The 19,738-nt window shown below is 59.7% G+C and carries 20 protein-coding genes; 13 read left to right on the top strand and 7 right to left on the bottom strand.

What is annotated here, in order from left to right; genetic code table 11:
- Positions 1-14 precede the first annotated feature (14 nt).
- Entirely contained in the window at positions 15-2,099 is a 2,085-nt protein-coding gene (fusA, locus tag RCH93_RS12355; protein WP_306548717.1) for an elongation factor G, read from the bottom strand.
- Positions 2,100-2,212: 113 nt separating this feature from the next.
- Between fusA and RCH93_RS12350 the strand changes: the two genes are divergently transcribed.
- The gene (locus tag RCH93_RS12350; protein ID WP_306548716.1) at positions 2,213-2,407 is read left to right on the top strand and encodes a hypothetical protein; all 195 of its coding nucleotides are present in this window, start codon (positions 2,213-2,215) and stop codon (positions 2,405-2,407) included.
- 193 nt (positions 2,408-2,600) lie between these two features.
- Positions 2,601-2,921, top strand: a complete 321-nt coding sequence (locus tag RCH93_RS12345) for a Nif11-like leader peptide family natural product precursor (RefSeq protein WP_306548715.1) — start codon at positions 2,601-2,603, stop codon at positions 2,919-2,921.
- 37 nt (positions 2,922-2,958) lie between these two features.
- Here RCH93_RS12345 and RCH93_RS12340 read toward each other — a convergent pair whose 3' ends face one another.
- Positions 2,959-3,885, bottom strand: coding sequence for a hypothetical protein (locus RCH93_RS12340; RefSeq protein WP_306548714.1), 927 nt, complete (start codon positions 3,883-3,885; stop codon positions 2,959-2,961).
- A 112-nt stretch (positions 3,886-3,997) separates the two neighbouring features.
- Positions 3,998-5,296 (bottom strand): amidohydrolase, encoded by a 1,299-nt coding sequence (locus RCH93_RS12335; RefSeq protein WP_306548713.1) that lies wholly within the window; start codon positions 5,294-5,296, stop codon positions 3,998-4,000.
- A 158-nt stretch (positions 5,297-5,454) separates the two neighbouring features.
- Between RCH93_RS12335 and ychF the strand changes: the two genes are divergently transcribed.
- The 9 genes from ychF to RCH93_RS12290 all read left to right on the top strand — a co-directional run bounded on the left by ychF (position 5,455) and on the right by RCH93_RS12290 (position 13,422).
- The gene (ychF, locus tag RCH93_RS12330) at positions 5,455-6,552 is read left to right on the top strand and encodes a redox-regulated ATPase YchF (protein WP_306548712.1); all 1,098 of its coding nucleotides are present in this window, start codon (positions 5,455-5,457) and stop codon (positions 6,550-6,552) included.
- Positions 6,553-6,617: 65 nt separating this feature from the next.
- Complete coding sequence (locus tag RCH93_RS12325; protein WP_306548711.1) at positions 6,618-7,721, top strand: 3'-5' exoribonuclease YhaM family protein; 1,104 nt, start codon at positions 6,618-6,620, stop codon at positions 7,719-7,721.
- A gap of 3 nt (positions 7,722-7,724) precedes the next feature.
- On the top strand, positions 7,725-8,717 hold the full coding sequence (gene holB / locus RCH93_RS12320; RefSeq protein ID WP_306548710.1) for a DNA polymerase III subunit delta': 993 nt from the start codon (positions 7,725-7,727) through the stop codon (positions 8,715-8,717).
- 6 nt (positions 8,718-8,723) lie between these two features.
- Positions 8,724-9,707 carry a regulatory iron-sulfur-containing complex subunit RicT gene (locus tag RCH93_RS12315; protein ID WP_306548709.1) on the top strand — a complete coding sequence of 328 codons (984 nt, stop codon included), beginning with the start codon at positions 8,724-8,726 and terminating at the stop codon, positions 9,705-9,707.
- A 75-nt stretch (positions 9,708-9,782) separates the two neighbouring features.
- Positions 9,783-11,762, top strand: a complete 1,980-nt coding sequence (metG, locus tag RCH93_RS12310) for a methionine--tRNA ligase (protein ID WP_306548708.1) — start codon at positions 9,783-9,785, stop codon at positions 11,760-11,762.
- A 66-nt stretch (positions 11,763-11,828) separates the two neighbouring features.
- Entirely contained in the window at positions 11,829-12,125 is a 297-nt protein-coding gene (locus tag RCH93_RS12305; protein WP_306548707.1) for a YggT family protein, read from the top strand.
- A 20-nt stretch (positions 12,126-12,145) separates the two neighbouring features.
- Complete coding sequence (locus RCH93_RS12300) at positions 12,146-12,475, top strand: DUF167 domain-containing protein (RefSeq protein WP_306548706.1); 330 nt, start codon at positions 12,146-12,148, stop codon at positions 12,473-12,475.
- Between the two features lie 8 nt (positions 12,476-12,483).
- Entirely contained in the window at positions 12,484-12,699 is a 216-nt protein-coding gene (locus RCH93_RS12295) for a hypothetical protein (protein WP_306548705.1), read from the top strand.
- 45 nt (positions 12,700-12,744) lie between these two features.
- Positions 12,745-13,422 (top strand): triose-phosphate isomerase family protein, encoded by a 678-nt coding sequence (locus RCH93_RS12290; RefSeq protein WP_306548704.1) that lies wholly within the window; start codon positions 12,745-12,747, stop codon positions 13,420-13,422.
- Between the two features lie 26 nt (positions 13,423-13,448).
- Here RCH93_RS12290 and htpX read toward each other — a convergent pair whose 3' ends face one another.
- The 4 genes from htpX to RCH93_RS12270 all read right to left on the bottom strand — a co-directional run bounded on the left by htpX (position 13,449) and on the right by RCH93_RS12270 (position 18,066).
- Positions 13,449-14,285: a zinc metalloprotease HtpX gene (htpX, locus tag RCH93_RS12285; protein ID WP_306548703.1), complete on the bottom strand. Its 837-nt coding sequence runs from the start codon at positions 14,283-14,285 to the stop codon at positions 13,449-13,451.
- A 204-nt stretch (positions 14,286-14,489) separates the two neighbouring features.
- Positions 14,490-15,146 carry an isoprenoid biosynthesis glyoxalase ElbB gene (gene elbB, locus RCH93_RS12280; protein ID WP_306548702.1) on the bottom strand — a complete coding sequence of 219 codons (657 nt, stop codon included), beginning with the start codon at positions 15,144-15,146 and terminating at the stop codon, positions 14,490-14,492.
- A gap of 71 nt (positions 15,147-15,217) precedes the next feature.
- Positions 15,218-15,748, bottom strand: a complete 531-nt coding sequence (gene hpt, locus RCH93_RS12275; RefSeq protein WP_306548701.1) for a hypoxanthine phosphoribosyltransferase — start codon at positions 15,746-15,748, stop codon at positions 15,218-15,220.
- A gap of 20 nt (positions 15,749-15,768) precedes the next feature.
- Positions 15,769-18,066 (bottom strand): tetratricopeptide repeat protein, encoded by a 2,298-nt coding sequence (locus tag RCH93_RS12270; protein WP_306548700.1) that lies wholly within the window; start codon positions 18,064-18,066, stop codon positions 15,769-15,771.
- Positions 18,067-18,388: 322 nt separating this feature from the next.
- On the opposite strand from RCH93_RS12270, the gene RCH93_RS12265 reads away from it, so the two are divergent.
- Together RCH93_RS12265 and RCH93_RS12260 are read left to right on the top strand one after the other, a co-directional pair.
- On the top strand, positions 18,389-19,162 hold the full coding sequence (locus tag RCH93_RS12265) for a polysaccharide biosynthesis/export family protein (RefSeq protein WP_306548699.1): 774 nt from the start codon (positions 18,389-18,391) through the stop codon (positions 19,160-19,162).
- A gap of 14 nt (positions 19,163-19,176) precedes the next feature.
- A partial coding sequence (locus tag RCH93_RS12260; RefSeq protein WP_306548698.1) for a hypothetical protein occupies positions 19,177-19,738 on the top strand: 562 nt, incomplete at its 3' end.

The following is a 19,738-nucleotide window of genomic DNA, read 5'->3' as shown; positions in this document are numbered from 1 at the left end:
GATACAGCAAAAGCTCACGCGTCTTTTTTCTGCGCTGCAAAGGCCTTGATCAGCTCTTCGGCCACGCCCTTGGGCACTTGCTTGTAGGTCGCAAATTCCATGGTGAACTCGGCCTTGCCCTGGGTCAGGGAGCGGAGAGTGGTCGAATAACCGAACATTTCGGCCAGCGGCATCTCTGCCTCGACCACGGTGTAATTGCCTTCCTCAAAGGTGCCGATGATCACGCCGCGGCGTTGATTGAGGCTGCCCATGACCGCGCCCTGGAACTCGGAAGGTCCTTCCACCGCCACTTTCATGATCGGTTCCATGATCACCGGAGCCGCTTTGGCGTACCCCTGCTTGAAGGCGCCGATGGAGGCCAGCTGGAAGGCGATGTCGGAGGAGTCGACCGCATGATAGCTGCCGTCGTTGATGGCCACCCGAACGCCGGTGATCTGCGCGCCGGTGAGGATTCCCTTCTCCAGCGATTTCTGGAAGCCCTTGTCGCAGGAACTGATAAATTCCCTGGGGATGACGCCGCCGACGATCTGGTCGACAAATTCATACTCGCCGTCTTCGAAGGGCTCAAGATAACCGCCAACCCGGCCGTACTGCCCGGAGCCGCCGGTCTGTTTCTTGTGGGTGTAGTCGAAGTCGGCCCGCTGGGTGATGGTTTCGCGGTAGGCGACCTGGGGCGCGCCCACTTCAACCTCGGCCTTGTACTCGCGCTTCATTCGCTCAATGTACACCTCAAGGTGCAGCTCGCCCATGCCGGAGATGATGGTTTCGCTGGTCTCGTGGTCGACAAAAGTTTTGAAGGTCGGGTCTTCTTTGGTGAACCGGTTGAGCGCCTTGGACATGTTGATCTGCGCCTTGTTGTCCACCGGTTTGATGGCCAGGGAGATAACCGGCGCCGGCACGTGCATGGAGCTCATCGACCAGTTGATGCCGGGGCTGCAGAAGGTGTCGCCGGAGGCGCAGTCGATGCCGAACAGGGCGACGATGTCGCCGGAGCCGGCGCCGTCGATCTCTTCCATCTCGTTGGCGTGCATGCGGACCAGACGGCCAACCTTGGCCTTCTTGCCGGTGCGGCTGTTGATGATGGTGTCGCCCTTCTGAATCACGCCCTGATAAGTGCGGATGTAGGTCAACTGGCCGTAGCGTCCGTCTTCCAGCTTGAAGGCCAGGGCCACCAGTTGGTCGTCCGGGTTGTTGCTGACCACCACCTCGGCCTCGTCCTTGTCCAGGTCCAGCGCCGTGTTTTCAACATCGGTGGGGCAGGGCAGGTAGGTGTTGACCGCGTCGAGCAGCAGTTGCACGCCTTTGTTCTTGTAGGCGGAACCGATCATGACCGGAGTCAGCTCCAGGCTCAGGGTGCCCCGACGGATGGCCTCGTGAATCATGGCCTCGGGAATCTCGGATTCCTCCAGCATGGCCTCCATCAGCTCGTCGGAAAACATGGACACTGCATCGAGCAGCTCTTCCCGTTTGGCCTCGGCCTCTTCCCGCATGTTGGCGGGGATCTCTTCGTGGCGGATGTCCTCGCCCTGATCGCCGTCAAAATAGACCGCCTTCATGCTGATCAGGTCGACCATGCCCTCGAGATCGCTCTCCAGGCCGATGGGCAATTGGATCATAATGGCGTTGAGGTCCAGTTTGTCGCGCAGCTGTTGGGTGACCCGGAAGGGATTGGCGCCGGTGCGGTCGCATTTGTTGATAAAGGCAATGCGCGGCACCTTGTAGCGGGTCATCTGCCGGTTGACGGTAATCGACTGGGATTGCACGCCGCCGACCGAGCAGAGGATCAGAACTGCGCCGTCAAGAACCCGCAGGGCGCGTTCCACCTCAATGGTGAAATCGACGTGGCCGGGGGTGTCGATGATGTTGACGTCATAGTCTTTCCACGAGCAGTAGGTGGCGGCGGACTGAATGGTGATGCCGCGCTCCTTTTCCAGCTCCATCGAGTCCATGGTGGCGCCGACGCCGTCTTTGCCCCGCACCTCGTGGATGGCGTGAATGCGCTGGGTGTAAAACAGAATGCGCTCGGTCAGGGTGGTCTTGCCCGAGTCGATATGGGCGCTGATGCCGATATTCCGTACTTTTTTCAGGTCTTTTTTCATGACGCGTTCCTCGATTGCCGCCTTCAGGCCGCTTACTGCGTGCTTGCGTTGTTAGCCGTTGATGCAGTCGGTTCGTGAATAAAAAAAGGAGTTACAGCAGGTTCTGCAACTCCATGCTCAATGCGGTAATGGTGCTGGCTGAAAAGGTGGGGGGGAGAAAAGGAGAAGAATCCTTCATCGTTTTAAAAATGCTCGCCCGCAAACCTGTATGCACTGCCATAAAGGGCTTGCTTGTACCGTACTTTGACAAAGCCGCTTTTTATAACGCGCCGCCTCCGGAGAGTCAAGCAATTTTTATGGTCTTTTAAAACGATACTTCGTTTATTTCCCTGCCACTCCTGCCTGCCGTTGCCCGTGCGTCTACAAAAATGAATCGATTGTGACAAAGAGCGACCAATTTGTCGAGCGAGGAAAGGCCGCAGTCGTTGCGCTTTGCTTGTCGCTTGTGGAACAGTTTGAGATTGCGTGTATTTTGGTGCGATGTTCCATGTGGCCCGGTTGTTGCTCAAGAAGATGCGGAAAGATACCTCAAGGTTGGACATCCGCACTCCGCGTCGGCGTGCGGATGTGCGGCGTGCCATGAAACCAAAGGAGCAGGATATGTCGAAAAAAAATGTGGAAGAACTCTTGATTGCCGGCGGCGCCGATGAAAAATTGCGCAACAAATACGATGCATTGAAAACCAAAGAAGAATTTGTTGCCTTGGCCAAGGGTGACGGTTACGAGTTTTCCGTTCAGGATCTTGACGATGTGTTGCGGGAATCCGGGGATTCTTTTGAATCCTTCGGCAACCCGGCCAAGCGGGTGATCTGGTGGCAATGACGGCCTGTCCCGCCACGGGGCGTCGGTGTTCCCCTGATTAATGCTCTGGGGCTGCAGGCGCCACCGCGACCTGAAAAGGCGGGGCCGGAACAGTGGCCAAGCCGCTGGCAGTGAGGCCAATCACCGTGTACCAGGCGGGCGTCGCATCTTCGCTGCGGTCGTCTTCCAGGGTGAGCGGGGATCGTCGGTTGGCTGCGGGCTCGCTCGCCGGCAGGAAAGCCGCGTCTGGCGACGGGGCCCGCAACAGTTGGCAGGCGACGATGCCCGACCGCTTTTCCGCCTGGACAACAACGTTCGTCCTTCCCAGCCGCGCCTGACTGGACAGGAGGCGCGGCTGGGGCAACCGGGTGGTGTAGACGTCTCCTTGGTTCACCAGGCGGACGATCAGCTCCTCCACCCCTTCATGGAGCAAATCCTGGAGCAGCTCGCGCGCCGGTCGCTGTTCAGCGGCGTCCGGCGGTGGGGTGAGGGTCAGGCGCCAGACGGGTTTGTCCTGGGCAATGTCGGTCAGGCTGATGATGAGTGACGGCGCCAGCGGCAGGGCTTCTGGTCCGGTCTGATTGAGCGCCCCGGCCTTGGCGACGATGACCCCGCTGACGACGGCGCGAATTCGGGCCGCCCGGCCGTAGGCCACGGCATTTTTTTGCAGGCTGGCGGCGGGGTCGGCAAAATCGCGCCAGGGGGGCGCCGGGGTTGTTGCCGCAGGGGCGATCAGCTCATATTTCTGTGTTGCGTCAAGCTCCTCAAACAAGGCCTCGGTCAATTGTTGGTCTGCAGTGTTGTCGGTAAAACGCAACGGGAGCACTGCCACCTTGTCGTAGATCGGGATCTCCGGGGCAAGCGCAAGCTCAACCCGGATCGGTTCCGGTTGCGCTGCGGTCTCGGAGCGGAGCGCTGTCGGAGCGCAGAGCGCTGCGAACAGCACGGCGCAGGCCAGCGCGCGGGAAAAAATGTGGCGGTTCATGGCTGTTGATGTCGCGCAGGTTGAAGTGTTGGTGTGCATGGGCAAAGTGTAGTGGACAAGCAACGCCTTGCCAAGCTGTTCCGCCGGCGGCGCTTTTTTTACCGGCCGTTGATCATTGGCCCGCCAGCCGCCGGACCTGGGCGCAGGTTTCCTGGAGGTCGATGGTGAGCAGCCGCCGGTTGTGGATCACCACGCGCCCATTGACGACCACGGTGCGAACGTCGGCGGCGCAACCGCTATAGACCGGTAGTCTGGATCTGTGCAGAGGCTGGAGATGCGGTTGCGCAAGGTCGATGAGGATCAGGTCGGCGACCGATCCGGCGGTCAGCGTGCCGTGTCCGGCGCTGAGGCCGATCACCTCGGCGCCGCCGGAGGTCGCCAGCTGCAGCGCGCGCGCTGCTGGAACGGCAACGGCGTTGTTGGGCTGCACCTTGTGCGCCTTGGCGACAAAATCCATTTCCCGGAACAGGTCCAGGCTGTTGTTGGAGGCCGCGCCGTCGGCGCCCAGACCAACCCGCAGGTTGCGCTGCAGCATGGCGGCCAGCGGCGCTCGGCCCGAGGCCAGCTTGGCGTTGCTTTGCGGGCAGGTCACCACGCCCGCGCCGCTTTGCGCCAGGAGATCAAGGTCCTGTTCGTCCGCCCACACGCAATGGACGCAGACCGTGTCGCGGTCAAGCAGGCCCAAATGGGCCAGATGCCCGATCGGCGTTGGAGCCAGCGGTTCGGCGATCATCCCCGCCTCGTCCCTGGTTTCCGCCGCATGGATAAAAAACGGCACATTGCGGCGCCGTGCCAAGGCCTTTGCTCGTAGCAGGGTGTCGTTGCCGCAGGCGTAAGGCGAATGGGCAAACACCGCCGGGCTGATCAGCGGGTGGCGGCCCTGCCATCGCGCCAGAAAACGTTCCGCAACCTCAATGTTTTTTCTCGGATCTTCCGCGCCCGGCGCCGGAAAATCAATCACCGCCTGGGCCGCCACACACCGCAGCCCTGTCTCGGCGCAGGCCCGCGCCACCTCGTCTTCCAGAAAATATCCGTCGGCAACCGTGGTCGTGCCGCTGAGCAGCATCTCGGCGGCGGCCAGCTTGGAACACCAGTAGACCATCTCGGGACAGACCGTCCTCGCCTCGGCCGGAAAGATGTGGCCATGCAGCCAGGTCGTCAGGTCGAGATCGTCGGCCAGGCCCCGGAACAGGGTCATGGGGGCGTGGCAATGGCCGTTGACCAGGCCGGGCATGGCCAGCTGTCCCTGTCCGTCCAGCACTGTCCCGAACTCGACGGTGGGGCATTCGCTCATGGGGCCGGACTGCAGGATGTGCGAGCCGCAGGCGGCGACAAAGCCGGGATCGATCAGCGTCTCAGCGCCGGGAACGGGAAGCAGAACGCAGTTGGTTATCAGGAGGTCGATTTTCATAACTGCTTGCACAAGAACTCGGTGATGGTGTATCACAGGGAACCGGCCGAGCCGGAGAGAAGAAAGATACTATACCCGAAATACCGGCGGGGGCAAGAGGCGGGCGGCGCTCTCCGCGCCCGGTTCTGCGTTGTCGCCGCCATTTGATAGAGGTTTGCATGGGTTTTCGTTGTGGAATTGTCGGCCTGCCCAATGTGGGCAAGTCGACCATCTTTAATGCCTTGACTGCTGCGGCCATTGCTGCGGAAAATTATCCGTTCTGCACCATTGAGCCCAATGTCGGCATCGTGCCGGTGCCGGACGAGCGGCTCGACAAACTGGCGGAGCTGGCCAAAACCAAAAGCAAGGTCGCCACCCAGATGGAGTTTGTCGACATTGCCGGTCTGGTCAAGGGCGCCAGTCGGGGCGAGGGCTTGGGCAACCAGTTCCTCGGCCATATCCGCCAGGTCGACGCCATTCTCCATGTGGTCCGCTGCTTTGAGGACGACAACATCGTCCACGTCGACGGTTCTATTGACCCCCTGCGCGACATGGAAGTCATCTCCATGGAGCTGATCCTGGCCGATCTCGACACGGTGGAGAAACGACTGGCCAAGAGCCGCAATCAGGCCAAGTCCGGCGACAAGAAACTGCAGGCGGAAGCGGCCTTTCTTGAGCAGATCCAGGTCGCATTGGATCAGGGCAAGCCGGCCCGGACCGTGGTCCCGGAAAACGAGCAACAGCGGGACCTGCTGCGCGACCTCTGCCTGTTGACCTCCAAGCCGGTGCTCTACGTCGCCAACGTCAACGAGGGCGATTTGGCCACGGGCAACGCCTTTGTTGACCAACTGGCCAAGGCCGCGGCCGAGGAGGCCGCCTCCCTGGTGATGATTGCCGGGGCCATTGAGCAGGAACTGAGTCTGCTCGACCGCGAGGAGCAGCGGGAATTCCTCAGCGACATGGGCATGGAGGAGCCGGGCCTGCACCGTCTGATCAAGGCCGGCTACCAGTTGCTTGGACTGATCACCTATTTCACGGTGGGCGAGAAGGAAACCCGGGCCTGGACGATCAAACAGGGGACCAAGGGCCCAGGGGCGGCCGGCAAGATCCATTCCGATTTCGAGCGCGGTTTCATTCGCGCCGAGGTCATCGCCTACGACGACTACATCGCCTGCGGTTCGGAATCCGCAGCCCGCGACAAAGGGGTGATGCGCTCCGAGGGCAAGGAGTATGTGGTGGCGGACGGCGATTGCATCCTCTTCCGCTTCAATGTCTGATCCTGGACGAGTTCGCCGCTCAAGGCGCTCTTGTGATCGAGAACCAGGGAAAAGGAGCGTATAACATGCCAGCGTCTGCTAAGAAGATTTTCGTTGCCCAACTGACCGCCGGTCAACAGTTCCAGGACGTCTTTCTGGTTTCGAAAAAAACGCTGGCTGAAACCAAGGCCGGCAAGCCCTATCTGGCGCTGGGGCTGATGGACCGGACCGGCGAGATCGAGGCGCGGGTCTGGGACAATGCCCGCGAGTATAACGCCCTTGCCGAGGAAGGCGGGTTTGTCCTGGTGCAGGCCGTGGCCAAGCCCTTTCGCGACCAGATGCAGCTTGGGGTCACGGCGCTGCAGCAGGTGGCCGAGACAGCGGTTGACCTGGGCGATTTCATGCCCACCAGCGCCCGGCCGCTGGCTGAGATGGCGGCGGAGTTGGACGCGGTGATCGAAGGCATTGTCGAGCCGCCCCTGCGCGGCCTGCTGCAGGCGATCTTTCAGGGCGAGACCCTGGCCCTGTTCCAACGGGCGCCGGCCGCCAAGAAGCTCCACCACGCCTACATCGGCGGCCTGATCGAACACACCCTGTCGATTGTCGGCATGGCGGAAAAGGCGGCCAGTCATTATCCGCTTATTGATCGGAACATGCTCGTTGCCGGCGCCCTGGTCCACGATCTGGCCAAGATTGAAGAATTCGATTTCGCCCGGCCGCCCTTTGGCTACACCGACCGGGGCCGGCTGGTGGGGCATTTGGCGCTGGGCGCGGAAATGGTGCGCAAGGCGGCGGAGCAGACCGAGGGCGTCAGCGCGGAGCAGGTCGATCTCCTGATGCACATCATTCTCAGTCACCACGGCCAGCACGCCTATGGCGCTCCGATCTTGCCGATGACCCCGGAGGCCATCCTCCTCCATCATCTCGACGACATGGACGCCAAGATGAATTACATGGACAGCCTCCGGGCCAAAATGAGCGGCGAAGGCTGGCAGTGGAGCGAGTACCAGCGGCATCTCGAACGGTATCTCTATCTCCGCGCCGCAGGCGGGGTGGAAGAAGCAGCGCTGAGCGGCGAAGACCAAGCGGAGCCGTTCCCGCCGACTCCGGCCGGGGCCAAGGTCTCGAACGCCGCGCCGGCCACCCGCGGCCAGGCGCTGGGCGTCAAGCGGCAGCAAACCCTGTTCTGAATTGTGGCCTTTTCGTTGATTCTCGGGCAGACCAAGGCCCTTGCCCTGTTGAGCCGCGCCCTGAAGAGCGGACGCCTGGCCCACGCCTATCTGCTGGCCGGGCCGGACGGGGTGGGCAAGACCACCGTGGCCCTTGATCTGGCGGCCGTGCTCCTCTGTCGCCAACCCGACGCGGAACAGCCCTGCGGGACCTGCCCCGGGTGCCGCAAATTCCAGTCGAGCAATCATCCCGACTTGCTGCGCATCCGTCCGGACGGCGCCGCAATCAAGATCGACCAGATCCGCGAACTGAAAAAGGCGCTCAGTTTTGCCCCCTTTGAGAGCCGGCAGCGCGTGGTGTTGCTCGAAGAGGCGCACACCATGCGGCGGGAGGCGGGCAACAGTCTGCTCAAGGTGCTGGAGGAACCGCCCGCCAACAACCTGCTCATCCTGGTGGGCAACGCCGCCGGATCACTGCTGGACACCATTGTCTCCCGCTGTCAGGTCATCCCCTTTGCTCCCCTGCCGTTGGCCCTGGCCGCCGAGATTATCCGCCGCCGCCGACCGGAGTTGGACGAAGCCGGAGCGCTGGCCCTGGCTGAGCTGGCCGGCGGTTGTCCCGGTCAGGCGCTGGCTCTGGAGGCGGACGGCATTCTCGCGCTCTATCGGCGAATCGTGGAGGAACTACTCGCCCGGCAAGGCGCTGCGGCCGAGCGGGTGGAACGGGCGCTGGCCCTGGCTGGCGAGTTGGCCGAGGTCAAGGAGGGCATGGAGTTGCTGCTGACCCTGCTGCGGATTTTTTGCAAAAACGGTATGTCCGCCCGGACCGCAACCGCTGCCTGCGCCTTTGCCCCGGAGGCGTTGCGGGCAAGAGAACGCTGGAATTTGCACCAGCTATCTGCTAAGATGGCGGCCATTGATCTGGCGGAACAAGCACTTGCCAGAAACTGTAACCGTGGTCTGACCAGCGAAATGCTTCTCCTGGACCTTTTTGACTGCAGTACTCCCTTGACCTGAAACACCATGACAGACGTCGACAACGAACCGCAGCCCGCCGAGCTGCCCCCCTTGGGGGAAAGCGGCAGCGAGGAGGCGGTGTTGCAATATTATAAAATCCGTTTTCGCGATCAGGGGCAGGAGTTTACCGCCTCCACCCATCTGGCCGATCTGGTCCGGGGCGACCGGGTGATGGTCCGCGCCGAGCAGGGGCCGGAGCCGGCCTTTGTGGTCAGCCGCTCCGCCGGCGCCGCCACAGCCGGGGTTGACCGGCCGGTGAGCTATCGCATCAATCGCCGGGCCAGCGACGAAGAGCGGGAGAAATACATCCTCCTGCCGCAACTGGAGCAGGAGGCCTTTCGTCTCTGTCGCCGGCAGATCGAAAAGCTGCGGCTGCCGATGCACCTGGTGCGGGTGGAGCGCTTTTTCAACGGCTCCAAGATCATCTTCTATTTTACCGCTGAGAGCCGGGTCGATTTCCGTGAACTGGTCAAGGCCCTGGTGCAGGAGTTCCGCACCCGGGTGGAGATGCGTCAGATCGGCGTCCGCCACGAAACCCAGATGACCGGCGGGCTCGGGGCCTGCGGTCGTGAACTCTGCTGCACCTCCTTTCTCAACAAATTCGATTCGGTTTCGATCAAGATGGCCAAGGCCCAGGATCTGCCGCTCAATCCTGCCAAGATTTCGGGGCTGTGCAACCGTCTGCTCTGCTGCCTGACCTACGAATACGAGACCTACAAGACCATGAAAAAGGGGATGCCCCGGGTTGGTCGGCAGATTCAGCTCGAAGGCAAGACCTATTTGGTTACCCGGCAGATTCCCCTGCTTGGCAAGGTGGCGGCGATTGCCTCCGACGGCGAGGACCGGATGCTTGCCGAAGAGGAATGGCGGGCTGCGGATCCAATCCCGAAGAGCACCGGCCGCAAGGGGCAGGGGAAAAAAGGCCGATCCGCCTCCATCGACATCTGGGGCATGCAGGACGGGCCGGACGGGCCGGAAGAGGAGGAGTGATCCCTCACTCCCCGCCTGAACGCTGCAATTATCCACACGCCACTTGCTCTTACTTCTTCTGACCACAGCTTGAACATGCCAACCTACGTCACCACCCCGATCTACTATGTCAACGCCATGCCCCACCTGGGACATGCCTACACCACCATTGTCGCCGACGTCTACAGCCGCTTTCGTCGTCTCTGCGGCGACGACGTCCGCTTTCAGACCGGGACCGACGAACACGGCGAGAAAATCGCCGAGGCCGCCGCCAAGGCCGGGGAAACGCCCCGCGAGTACGTGGATCGCATCGCCGCAACCTTCCGGGAGACCTGGCCGCTGCTCTCCATCCAGCCGGATTACATCATCCGCACCACCGACGCCGATCACGTCAAGACCGTGCAGGACATCCTTCAGCAGGTGTACGATAAGGGCGACATCTATTTTAGCGAATATTCGGGATTGTACTGCAAGGGCTGCGAGCGCTTCCTCACTGAAAAGGAGCTAGTCGACGGCAAGTGTCCCGACCATCAGGTGGAGCCCAAGGCCATCACCGAGCAGAACTATTTTTTTCGGATGTCCAAGTATCAGGATTGGCTGATCGACCACATCAACAGCAACCCGGAATTCATCACCCCGGAGCGATACCGAAACGAGGTCCTTTCCTTCCTCAGCGAGCCGCTGGAGGATCTGTGCATCTCCCGGCCGACCGCGCGCCTGACCTGGGGCATTCCGCTGCCCTTTGATCAGAATTTCGTCACCTATGTCTGGTTCGACGCCCTGATCAACTACCTCACCGGCCTCGGCTACCCGGACGGACCGGATTTTGCAACCTACTGGGCCGGGGCCGAGCACGTCATCGCCAAGGACATTCTCAAACCGCACGCCATCTTCTGGCCGACCATGCTCCGGGCCATGGAGATCGAGCCTTACAAGCGGCTCCATGTCCACGGCTACTGGAATGTGGACGCCACCAAGATGTCCAAATCAATCGGCAACGTGGTTCGGCCCAAGGAACTGGTCGACGCCTACGGGGTGGACACGGTGCGCTATTTTGTCCTGCGCGAGATGAGCTTTGGCCTGGATTCGTCCTTCTCAGGCGACGCCATCCTCGCCCGCCACAACTCCGATCTGGCCAACGATTTGGGCAACCTGTTTTCCCGCTCCCTGACCATGATCGACAAGTACGCGGCCGGGCGGGTGCCGGAACGCGATTCCGCCACCCTGCTCACCCCGGATGATCGCGAGCTGATGAGCGCCGTTTCCGCCATGGTCGTGCAGTATTGCGAGAATATGGACGCGTTCAAGTTTCACAAGGCGCTCCAGGCCGTCTGGGAGGTTATCAGTCTGCTCAACCGGTACATCGTGACCAATGCCCCCTGGGAACTGGCCAAAGACGACCGCTTGGCCGACCGGTTGCACACGGTGCTCTACTTCCTGGCCGAGTCTCTGTGGAAAATCACCCTGGCGCTTGGCCCGATCATGCCCGCGACTGCTGAAAAGATGGCCGCTGCCCTGGGCATGTGGGAGCAGTTTGCCGCCGCCGTGATTGAGGATGTCCAGGAATGGGGAGAAATCCCGGCAGGCACGGTCATCGACAAGGGCGCGCAGCTTTTTCCTCGCGTGGACAAAAAGGAAGCGGCTTCAGCGCCGGTTGCGGCAAAGCCTCAGGGGGAGAAAGCGGCGAAGGCTCCCAAAAAGCCGAAATCGGACCAGGAGCCGGAGCCGGCTTTGGGCGAAGGGTTGATCAGCTTTGATCAGTTCAAAGCGGTTGAATTGCGGGTGGCCGAGATTGTTGCCGCCGAAAAGGTGGCCAAATCGGATCGACTGCTTAAATTAACCGTCAACGCCCCGGAACCGCGGACCATTGTCGCCGGCATTGCCCAGCATTACAGCCCGGAGGCCCTGATCGGCCAGCGGGTGATCATCGTCGCCAATCTCAAGCCGGCCAAACTGATGGGCATCCCCTCGCAGGGCATGGTGCTGGCGGGCAAGGAACTCCTGGCCGACGGCACGGAAAAACTGGTGGTGACAACGGTTGCCGGCGACGTCGCGGTCGGCAGTCGGGTGGCTTGAGGGCGCGCCCCGCGAGTCGCCCCGCGACAATCATTACACTCTTTCCTTTAGCTTTCAGGTGTTCGTATGTTTATGCTCGGCAATTTTCTCATGGCGGTCGCCAAACTGATCAACTTCGTGCTCAGCGCCTACATCTGGGTGGTGATTGCCCGTGCGGTCATCACCTGGGTCAATGCCGATCCCTACAACCCGGTGGTCCGTTTTCTGCGTCAGGCAACCGATCCGCTGCTGATGAAGATCCGCCGGGTGGTTCCGATCATGGGCGGCCTTGATCTGAGCCCGATGATATTGATCCTGATCATCGTGTTCCTCCAGAGTTTCCTTGTGCCCACCCTGCAGCAGATTGCCGTGTCGCTGCAATAGGCTCTCCTGCGCTGACCGGCGTGACGCTGTCTGCGCCCATACCCTGTCTGCAGGTTCAGGCGGACGGCGCCTTGCTGCTGCGGCTGCACGTGCAGCCCCGCGCCGCCGCCAACGGCCTTGCCGGTTTACAGGGCGACATGCTCAAACTCCGCCTGACCACGCCGCCAGTGGACGGCAAGGCCAACAAGGCGGTCATTGCTTTTCTCGCCAAACTCTTCCACCTGCCTAAATCGGCCTTGGCCATCAAAAGCGGCCAGCAAAGCCGGAGCAAAACCGTGCTCATTGTCGGCGCTGATCAGCTCCAGGTGCGCGCTGTGCTGGCCGCGCATCTTGCCGGGCAGCACAACTGAGGCTCTTCATGGTCGAAGCCAAACCAAAGCGGTGGGCAAGGGTTCGGTTGCTTGTCGTGGTTGTGGCCCTCACCCTGGCGGTGTTTGCCGTGATCGGCGTCTTGGTGACTCTTTTCTCCAACATCGGCCCGGCGTCCGGGCCCGAAGCAGGCACTGGCGCGCCGCAGGTTCGCCAGCTTGATCGGGATAGTCTGCGCCACAGTGGGGGCCACAGCGGTTCCTGATCGTTTTTCGTTCTCTTCGTCCATTCCCCCCCTGAGGTTGATCCCATGAATACAAGAGTGCTGGCCAACTGGAAAGCCAATCTTGCCCCGGAAAGGGCGCTGCAGTGGTGCGACGCCTTTGCCGCCGCTTATCGGCCCCGGACTGATCTTGAGGTGATCCTTGCCGTCCCGTTTCTCATCCTGGAGCGCGTTGCCGAGCGAACCCAAAAGCTCGCCGGCGTGGCCCTGGCGGCGCAAGGTGTCTCCGCTTATCCCCAGGGCAGCTACACCGGATCAACTCCGGCCGCCTGGCTGCGCGGACTGGCCAAGTACACCCTGCTTGGGCATCGGGAGCGGCGGCGGTATTGCCATGAAACCGTGCAGGATGTGGCCCGGCAGGCCTATGAATCGTTGGCCGAGGATCTGCAGCCCATTGTCTGCATTGATCGGGAGCTGCTGACGCCCCAGACCGCAGCCATGGCCGTGGAGGAACTGGGGCGTTTGATATGGGCGTATACCCCGGAGACGCCGGCCAGCCTGGAGATGGCCAGGGGCGAGGCGGAGATTGTCGCCGCGCTGCCCCAAATCGCTCGAAAAACCGACAACCGGCCGGTGCTGTATGGGGGTGGGGTGACTGCGGACAATGCTGCGGATCTGCTGCGGATTTCTGGCCTCAACGGGATCATGCTCGGCCAGGGCTGTCTGGATGCGGCCGCCTTCGCCGAGATGATCAATCGGTTGTAATCTCCCCGACCGTCCGCCAGCGTCGCTTACATCGACATCAGGCGGCGGATGCGTTCTTCCATGGGCGGGTGGGTGGAGAAGAGGCCGGCAATCGAGCCGCCGCTGAGCGGGTTGACAATGTACATCTGGGCCGAGGCCGGGTTAACGTTCATGGGCCGCTGGGCGTTGTAGTTGGCCAGTTTGTTTAGGGCGCTGGCCAGCGACTGGGGATGACCGCAGATTGCAGCTCCAGTGGCGTCGGCGATGTATTCCCTGCTGCGGGAGATGGCCATTTGGATCAGGCTCGCGGCCAGCGGCGCAACCAGCATGGTCACCAGCATCACCAGGGGATTGCTGCCTTCTTGATCGTCGCTACGGCCTCCGCCCAAAAGCATGGACCACTGCGCCATGGTCGCCAGATAGGAAATTGCTCCCGCTATCACGGCGGCAATCGAGCCGACCAGGATGTCGCGGTTTTTGATGTGCGCCAACTCGTGCGCAATGACCCCTTCCAACTCATACCGATCCAGAACCTGGAGGATGCCGGTGGTGACCGCCACCGCCGCATGCTCGGGATTGCGCCCGGTGGCAAAGGCGTTGGGCGTCGGATCGTCGACCACGTAGACCCTGGGCGTGGGAATCCCTGCCCTAGCGGCCAAGGCGCCCACCAGGGCGTGCAGGTCAGGCGCTTCCGCAACCGACACCTCGCGGGCGCGGTTCATGGCGAGGGCCATCTTGTCGGAATTCCAGTAGGCAAAAAAATTGAGGCCCAGGGCCAGCAGCAGGGCAATGGTCATGCCCTGTTGACCGCCCATGGCCTGTCCGGCAATCATGAACAGCGCCGTGAGCGCCGCCATGAGCAGGAGGGTTTTGGTGGTGTTCATGGTTTATCTCGCTGGTTTGCTTGTGGGAGGTCAGATCGGATGAGCCTGCATCGTGACGGCGCAATTGAATGTGCAACCGACCTGAATTTCTGTGGGAAAGAAAATAAACCGCTGGCCGTTTCAGTCAAGACGGGGAGCACGCAAAAGCGTCCTCCCCGTTGCTGATTGCGCCGGGGAAGCGAGTGTCGACGGGGGAAGGCGAGGTCAGGCCATCATGGCCATCATAGCCTGGATCAGGTGGTCGGCGCCGTCGGCGATCTGATCGACCCGTGAATTGAGCATGTAGCAGGGCGTGGTGACAATCTTGTGTTGCTGATCGACAGCGATTTCCCCATGCAGGGTTGGTTGGTGTTTTGCCCCCATGGCGGCCAGATTGTCGGCGGTTGTCGGATCCTGGCCAATGGTCAGGGTGACGTTGCCCAGCACCTTGGCCAGAATTACCGGGGCAATGCACAGCGCGCCGATTGGTTTGCCGGCCGCGTGCATTGCCTTGATCGCCGCCGCGACATCGCTGTTCACCGTGCATTTTGCCCCGTCAAAGGCGTAACTGCTCAAGTTCTTGGCTGCGCCAAAACCGCCGGGAATGACCAGCGCGTCCGCCGATTCCGGAGCAAAGGTGGCCAGCGAAGCAATCTTGCCCCGAGCGATCCGGGCCGACTCGATCAGCACATTGCGTTGTTCGTTCATCTCCTGGCCGGTAATGTGATTGAGCACGTGCTGCTGTTTGATGTCAGGCGCGTAGCACTGGAACTCGCCGCCGTTTTTATGGATGGCCCAGAGGGTGAGCGTTGCCTCATGGATTTCGGCGCCGTCTTGGTGACCGCAACCGGACAAGATTACAGCAAAATTTTTCTTTTGCATAACAGTCTCCCTTCTACCAGCAGATGGTCAACAGGTGCGGCCCGATTGCGGGCAAACGGACCGAGTCGTTTCTATTCCAAAGAGTAAATGGCCGGAAGGTTGCGGTATCTTTCCGCACAATCCAGTCCATAGCCCACCAGGAAGCCTCGGTCGAGGGCAAAACCGATATAATCGACCTCAACCGAAACAACCCTGCGTTCCTTTTTGTCGATGAGCGAGCAGATCTTCACCGAGCGTGCCGGGCTTTGCCGGAAATGCTCCTGCAACCAGGACATGGTAGTGCCGGTGTCGACAATGTCTTCCACCAGGAGCACATCCTTGCCGCTGAGGTCGATGCTCGGTTCCTTGAGCAGTCGGATCGTTCCTGAAGATTCCGTCGAGGCCCCGTAACTGGTCACCCGGATAAAATCGATTTCCAGATCAAGGGCAATAGCCCGACAAAGATCGGCGGCGAAGATAAAGGCCCCGTTCAGCACCCCCAGGAGCACCAGGCTTCGACCGTGGTAGTCCTGGGTGATCTGGCGGCCAAGTTCCCGCACCCGTTGCTGTATTTGTCGGCTGTCGACGATTGTCTCCCGTCCGGGAAGCGATGGGATGTCCATTGGGCTCGCCTGTTCGGTGGTTATTGTTCGCTTTGCCACTTCTTCAGGGTGGCGGCGGCTTCTTCCTTCTCTTGGAAGGGCTGCGTCTGGGCCAGGGTTTTTTCAAGTTCCTTGATCGCCTCCTGCTTTTTGCCTTCGCCATACAGGGCCAGGGCCAGATGGTAGCGGAGAATGGGCATGTCCTCCTGCTTCTGCACGGCCTGCACAAACTCATTGCGCGCCAGGCTGAATGAACCCCGTTTGTAATGCACCCAGCCCAGGGTGTCGATGATGTGGACGTCCTCGGGCTGCTGCTGCTTGGCGGTCATGGCCAGACGCAAGGCTTCGCCAAGGTCAGGGTCTTTGCTTTCGGCGATCATCCAGGCCAGGTTGTTGGCGGCCGGCGCGAAGTCGGCTTTTATCGCCAGGGCTTTTTCATAGGCTTCTTTGGCCAGATCAGGTTTGCCGGTCTGCTCATAGATGCTGCCCAGGCCCATATAGGCGCCGAGCGCCTTGGGTTGCTTGGCCAAAAGGTCTTTATATTCCGTAATAGCCTGATCGGTTTTGCCCTGCTTGGTCAAAATCATGGCGCTCATGGCATAGGGCTGCGGATTTTCAGGGTCGAGTTCCTGCGCCTTGTTGTAAATCTCAAGCGCCTTGTCCGGCTGGTTGGCGCTCAGGTACAGATTGGCCAGCACGATCTGCAGGCCGCCGCTCTTGGGCGCCTTGTCGATTTGGGCCTGGGTCATTTTGATCAGTTCTTCCTTGGAGGTTCCACTTTTTTGCGCCAATTGGAGAAGGAAGGTGAAGGCCTTGGCGTTGTCCGGCTGAATAGCCAGCAGTTTTTCAAAGGCCTGTTTAGCCTTGGGCTCCTGCTTCAAAGCCATGTAGGTCAAACCGAGACTGCCCAAAACCTCCACATTGTCCGGCACCTTGGAGTGAAGTTCACTGAACATCTTTTCTGCAGTATCGTATTCCTTGGAGAAGAGGACACCCTTGGCCAGGGTCAGGGCAGCCTGGAAATCTCGAGGGTTGATCTTCAGGGCGGTGGCCGCCTCTTTCTTGGCGGTTTCGAATTCGCCTTCCTGCAGAGCGAGAATGGCGAGCAGGGAATGCGCCTTGCTGAATCCAGGGCTGAGCTTGATGGCTTCGAGCAGGGATTCCTTGGCCAGTTTCAGATCCTTGAGGTTGCTGTGGGCCAGGGCCTTGACAAAAAAGAGTTCGCCCCATTTGGGATAGTCGCGAATCAGGCCGGTAACGGTGTCGAGGGCTTCCTGGTTCTTACCGTCTTTCAATTGGAACTTGGCCTGCACCAGCTTGGCGGTGGGGTTCTTTGCGTTTTTGGCCGTCACTTTGTCCAGTTCAGCCTTGGCTTGGTCAAATTTGCCGAAGTCGAAATAGAAGTTCGCCAGTTGGGCCTCAAAATCTTCGGGTTTTTCTTCACCTTGAATTGCCTCTTTGTACAACTGCTCGGCCTGCTCGAATTTGCCGTTTTTTGCGTAAAAATCGGCAATGGAGGTCTTGAGTTTGCCGTTTTTGGGATCAACCTTGAGCGCCTGGGTTAAATGCTGCTCGGCGGCGTCCGTATTGCTTTCCATCAGATCAATGGAGGCCATCTGCATGTAGGGTTGGGAAGAATCGGGAAAGGCGGCGGCCATCTTTTCCAGGCTGGTTTTGGCCTTGTTCAACTCCTTCCTTTCTACATAAAATGCAGCCAGGGTGGCGTGGTTAGAGAGGTTTTTGCCGTCCAGTTCAATGGCTTTGACGAAAGCCGCTTCCGCCGCTGGAAATTGTTCCTTAGCGCTGAGCGCTCGCCCTTTGATGGCGAAAAAGCGGTCCTCGGTGGGGGTGCCGGCAATGGCCTTATCAATGGTGGTCAAGGCGGCGTCGTATTTGCCGTCGATCAACTCCAGGTTGGCCAGCAGAGCCAGGGCGTCGTTGTTGCCGGGCGCTTGGGCGAGCACCTCATCGATATTTTTTCGCGCCTCATCCTTCTTACGGGACAGCAGGTAAAACTCGGCAGTTTTGATTTTCGCGTCGATATTTTTGGGGTCGAGGGTTGCTGCTCGTTGCAGTTCCTCAAAAGCCTGACGAACCTCCCCGCTCTTGAGGTAGAGCAGGCCCAGCTGATACCGGGCATCGGCGTATTTAGGGTCGATTTGCACGGCGTTGCGCAACTCGATGATGGCTTCTTTTTCCTTCTGCGCCTCCAGGTAGACCATTGCTTTTTTGTAGTGTTCCTCTTTACTTTTGCCGCCGTCCGAGCAAGCGGACAGGGACAACAGCAACAGGAGAGGCAAGAGAAAAACAGCGGGTGAAAATAGATTTTTTAATCGCATAGGAGTAACTCCATTTTAAAGGAAGAGTCTGTGGTGCGTGCATCTGAGTGCATTCGTCATTGTATATCAAGTCGTCGAGATTGAGGAACAAAAAACCGCACAGCAGAACGGCAATCGACGGTTGGGAAGCATGGAGTCTGATTGTTTTTCCAAGCTGCACGCGCCACGCTGAAGTCTCAGGGGAAACCGCGCGTACAGCATGCCCAACAAGAAACCCACAAAAAAGAGGAAAGCCATTTTTTACTTTGAACTATTTTCTTTATGTATGTAGCATAGTTTGTCAAACTATTTATCTCATGAAGCTTTTTGGGGCGAGGAGCGTATGAAGACTTTTTCTCAGGCGGTAAAGGCAAGTGTTTGGGTGATCATCTGTTTTGGTTTGCTGGTTGCGTCCTCTTGGGCGGCCGAATCGGGGGGGGAGCAGGCGGTCTCCAAGGAAACCAAAGAACAGTATCGGCAAGAGATTCTGGGCAAAAAAGGCAAGGTTCAGTCGGATAGGGAATACATCATCGGCTATCGGGATATTTTGTATGTTGAGGTGTATGGCGAAGGCTCGATGGCAATCGGGCCTGGAAATCCCGCAACGGAACCTGCGGTTGCCGATGGAGCGGCGCCGGTCGCTCAAGACGGCGTTCGTGGACGTGGGGCTGGCAGCGAGGTGGGGGCGGACGGTCGGATTTCGCTGCGCCATATCGGAGACGCTTATGTTGTCGGCATGACGCTCACCCAACTTGCCGACTATCTGAAAAAATTGTACGGCGCCGTATATGACGAGCCGAATGTGATTGCAACCCTGTTGCAAAGCAACAGCCGCCAATACACGATGATGGGACAGGTAAAAAATCCAGGACTTTTTCATCTCGATTATCCGACAGTGTTGGTGAAAGCTGTGGCCAAGGCCGGAGGATTTAATGAGTGGGCCAATTCCAAGGTGACGATTATTCGTCAGGGCAATGATTTGATTGTGGAAAAGGGCCAGGAAAAAGCATCGAACAAGGTCGAGAAATTTGAATTCGATTACGACGACTATCTTGAAGGCAAGAATGTTGAGAAAAACATTGAAATTGAACCCGGTGACGTTGTCGTAGCCCATTGAACGAGAGGCGATTCATGCCATTTTTGCAGCGGTCTTTGTTTCTCTTGTCCTGTGTGTCCAGCCTTGGCCTTTCTGTCGCCAATTCTGCCGTTGCACGGGAGACCATTGTCACCGGTTCGGCCGGAACAGGGTACGACTTTCGCGAGCGGACGTACAAGCAGGAACAAGCAGACAACGAAGACGAAGGCGACGCGCACAAGATCAACATCGGGCCGACAGTTACCGTCGCTTCCCGAGGCGCTTACGACACGTTCAATCTTCGCTATGCACCCCAGCTCAGCTATGATTTTGTTGATGACGACAACGAAGTCAATCAACAGCTGAACGTGAGCGACGAGCGATATCTGAGCAAACATTGGTCGTTGACCCTGTCCGATGATTTTCGCTACTCCGACGACCCGGAATCTTCGTCCGACACCTCTGGGGCAACTGCAACGACCGGCGACGACGGGCAGACTGACGGTGTTTCCCGTGACGTTCTTTCCAACGATCTCAGCGGCCGGCAATATTGGACGAACACTGCAGGGGTGCGCACGTCTTACGCCTTGTTGGAAAAGACTACGCTTGGGGGAGGGT

Origin of the sequence: Desulfobulbus sp., assembly GCF_030824455.1 — a bacterium.
Taxonomy (GTDB): domain Bacteria; phylum Desulfobacterota; class Desulfobulbia; order Desulfobulbales; family Desulfobulbaceae; genus Desulfobulbus.
The sequence above is the reverse complement of the archived record's forward strand: the minus strand, read 5'-3'. Positions and strand labels throughout refer to the sequence as shown.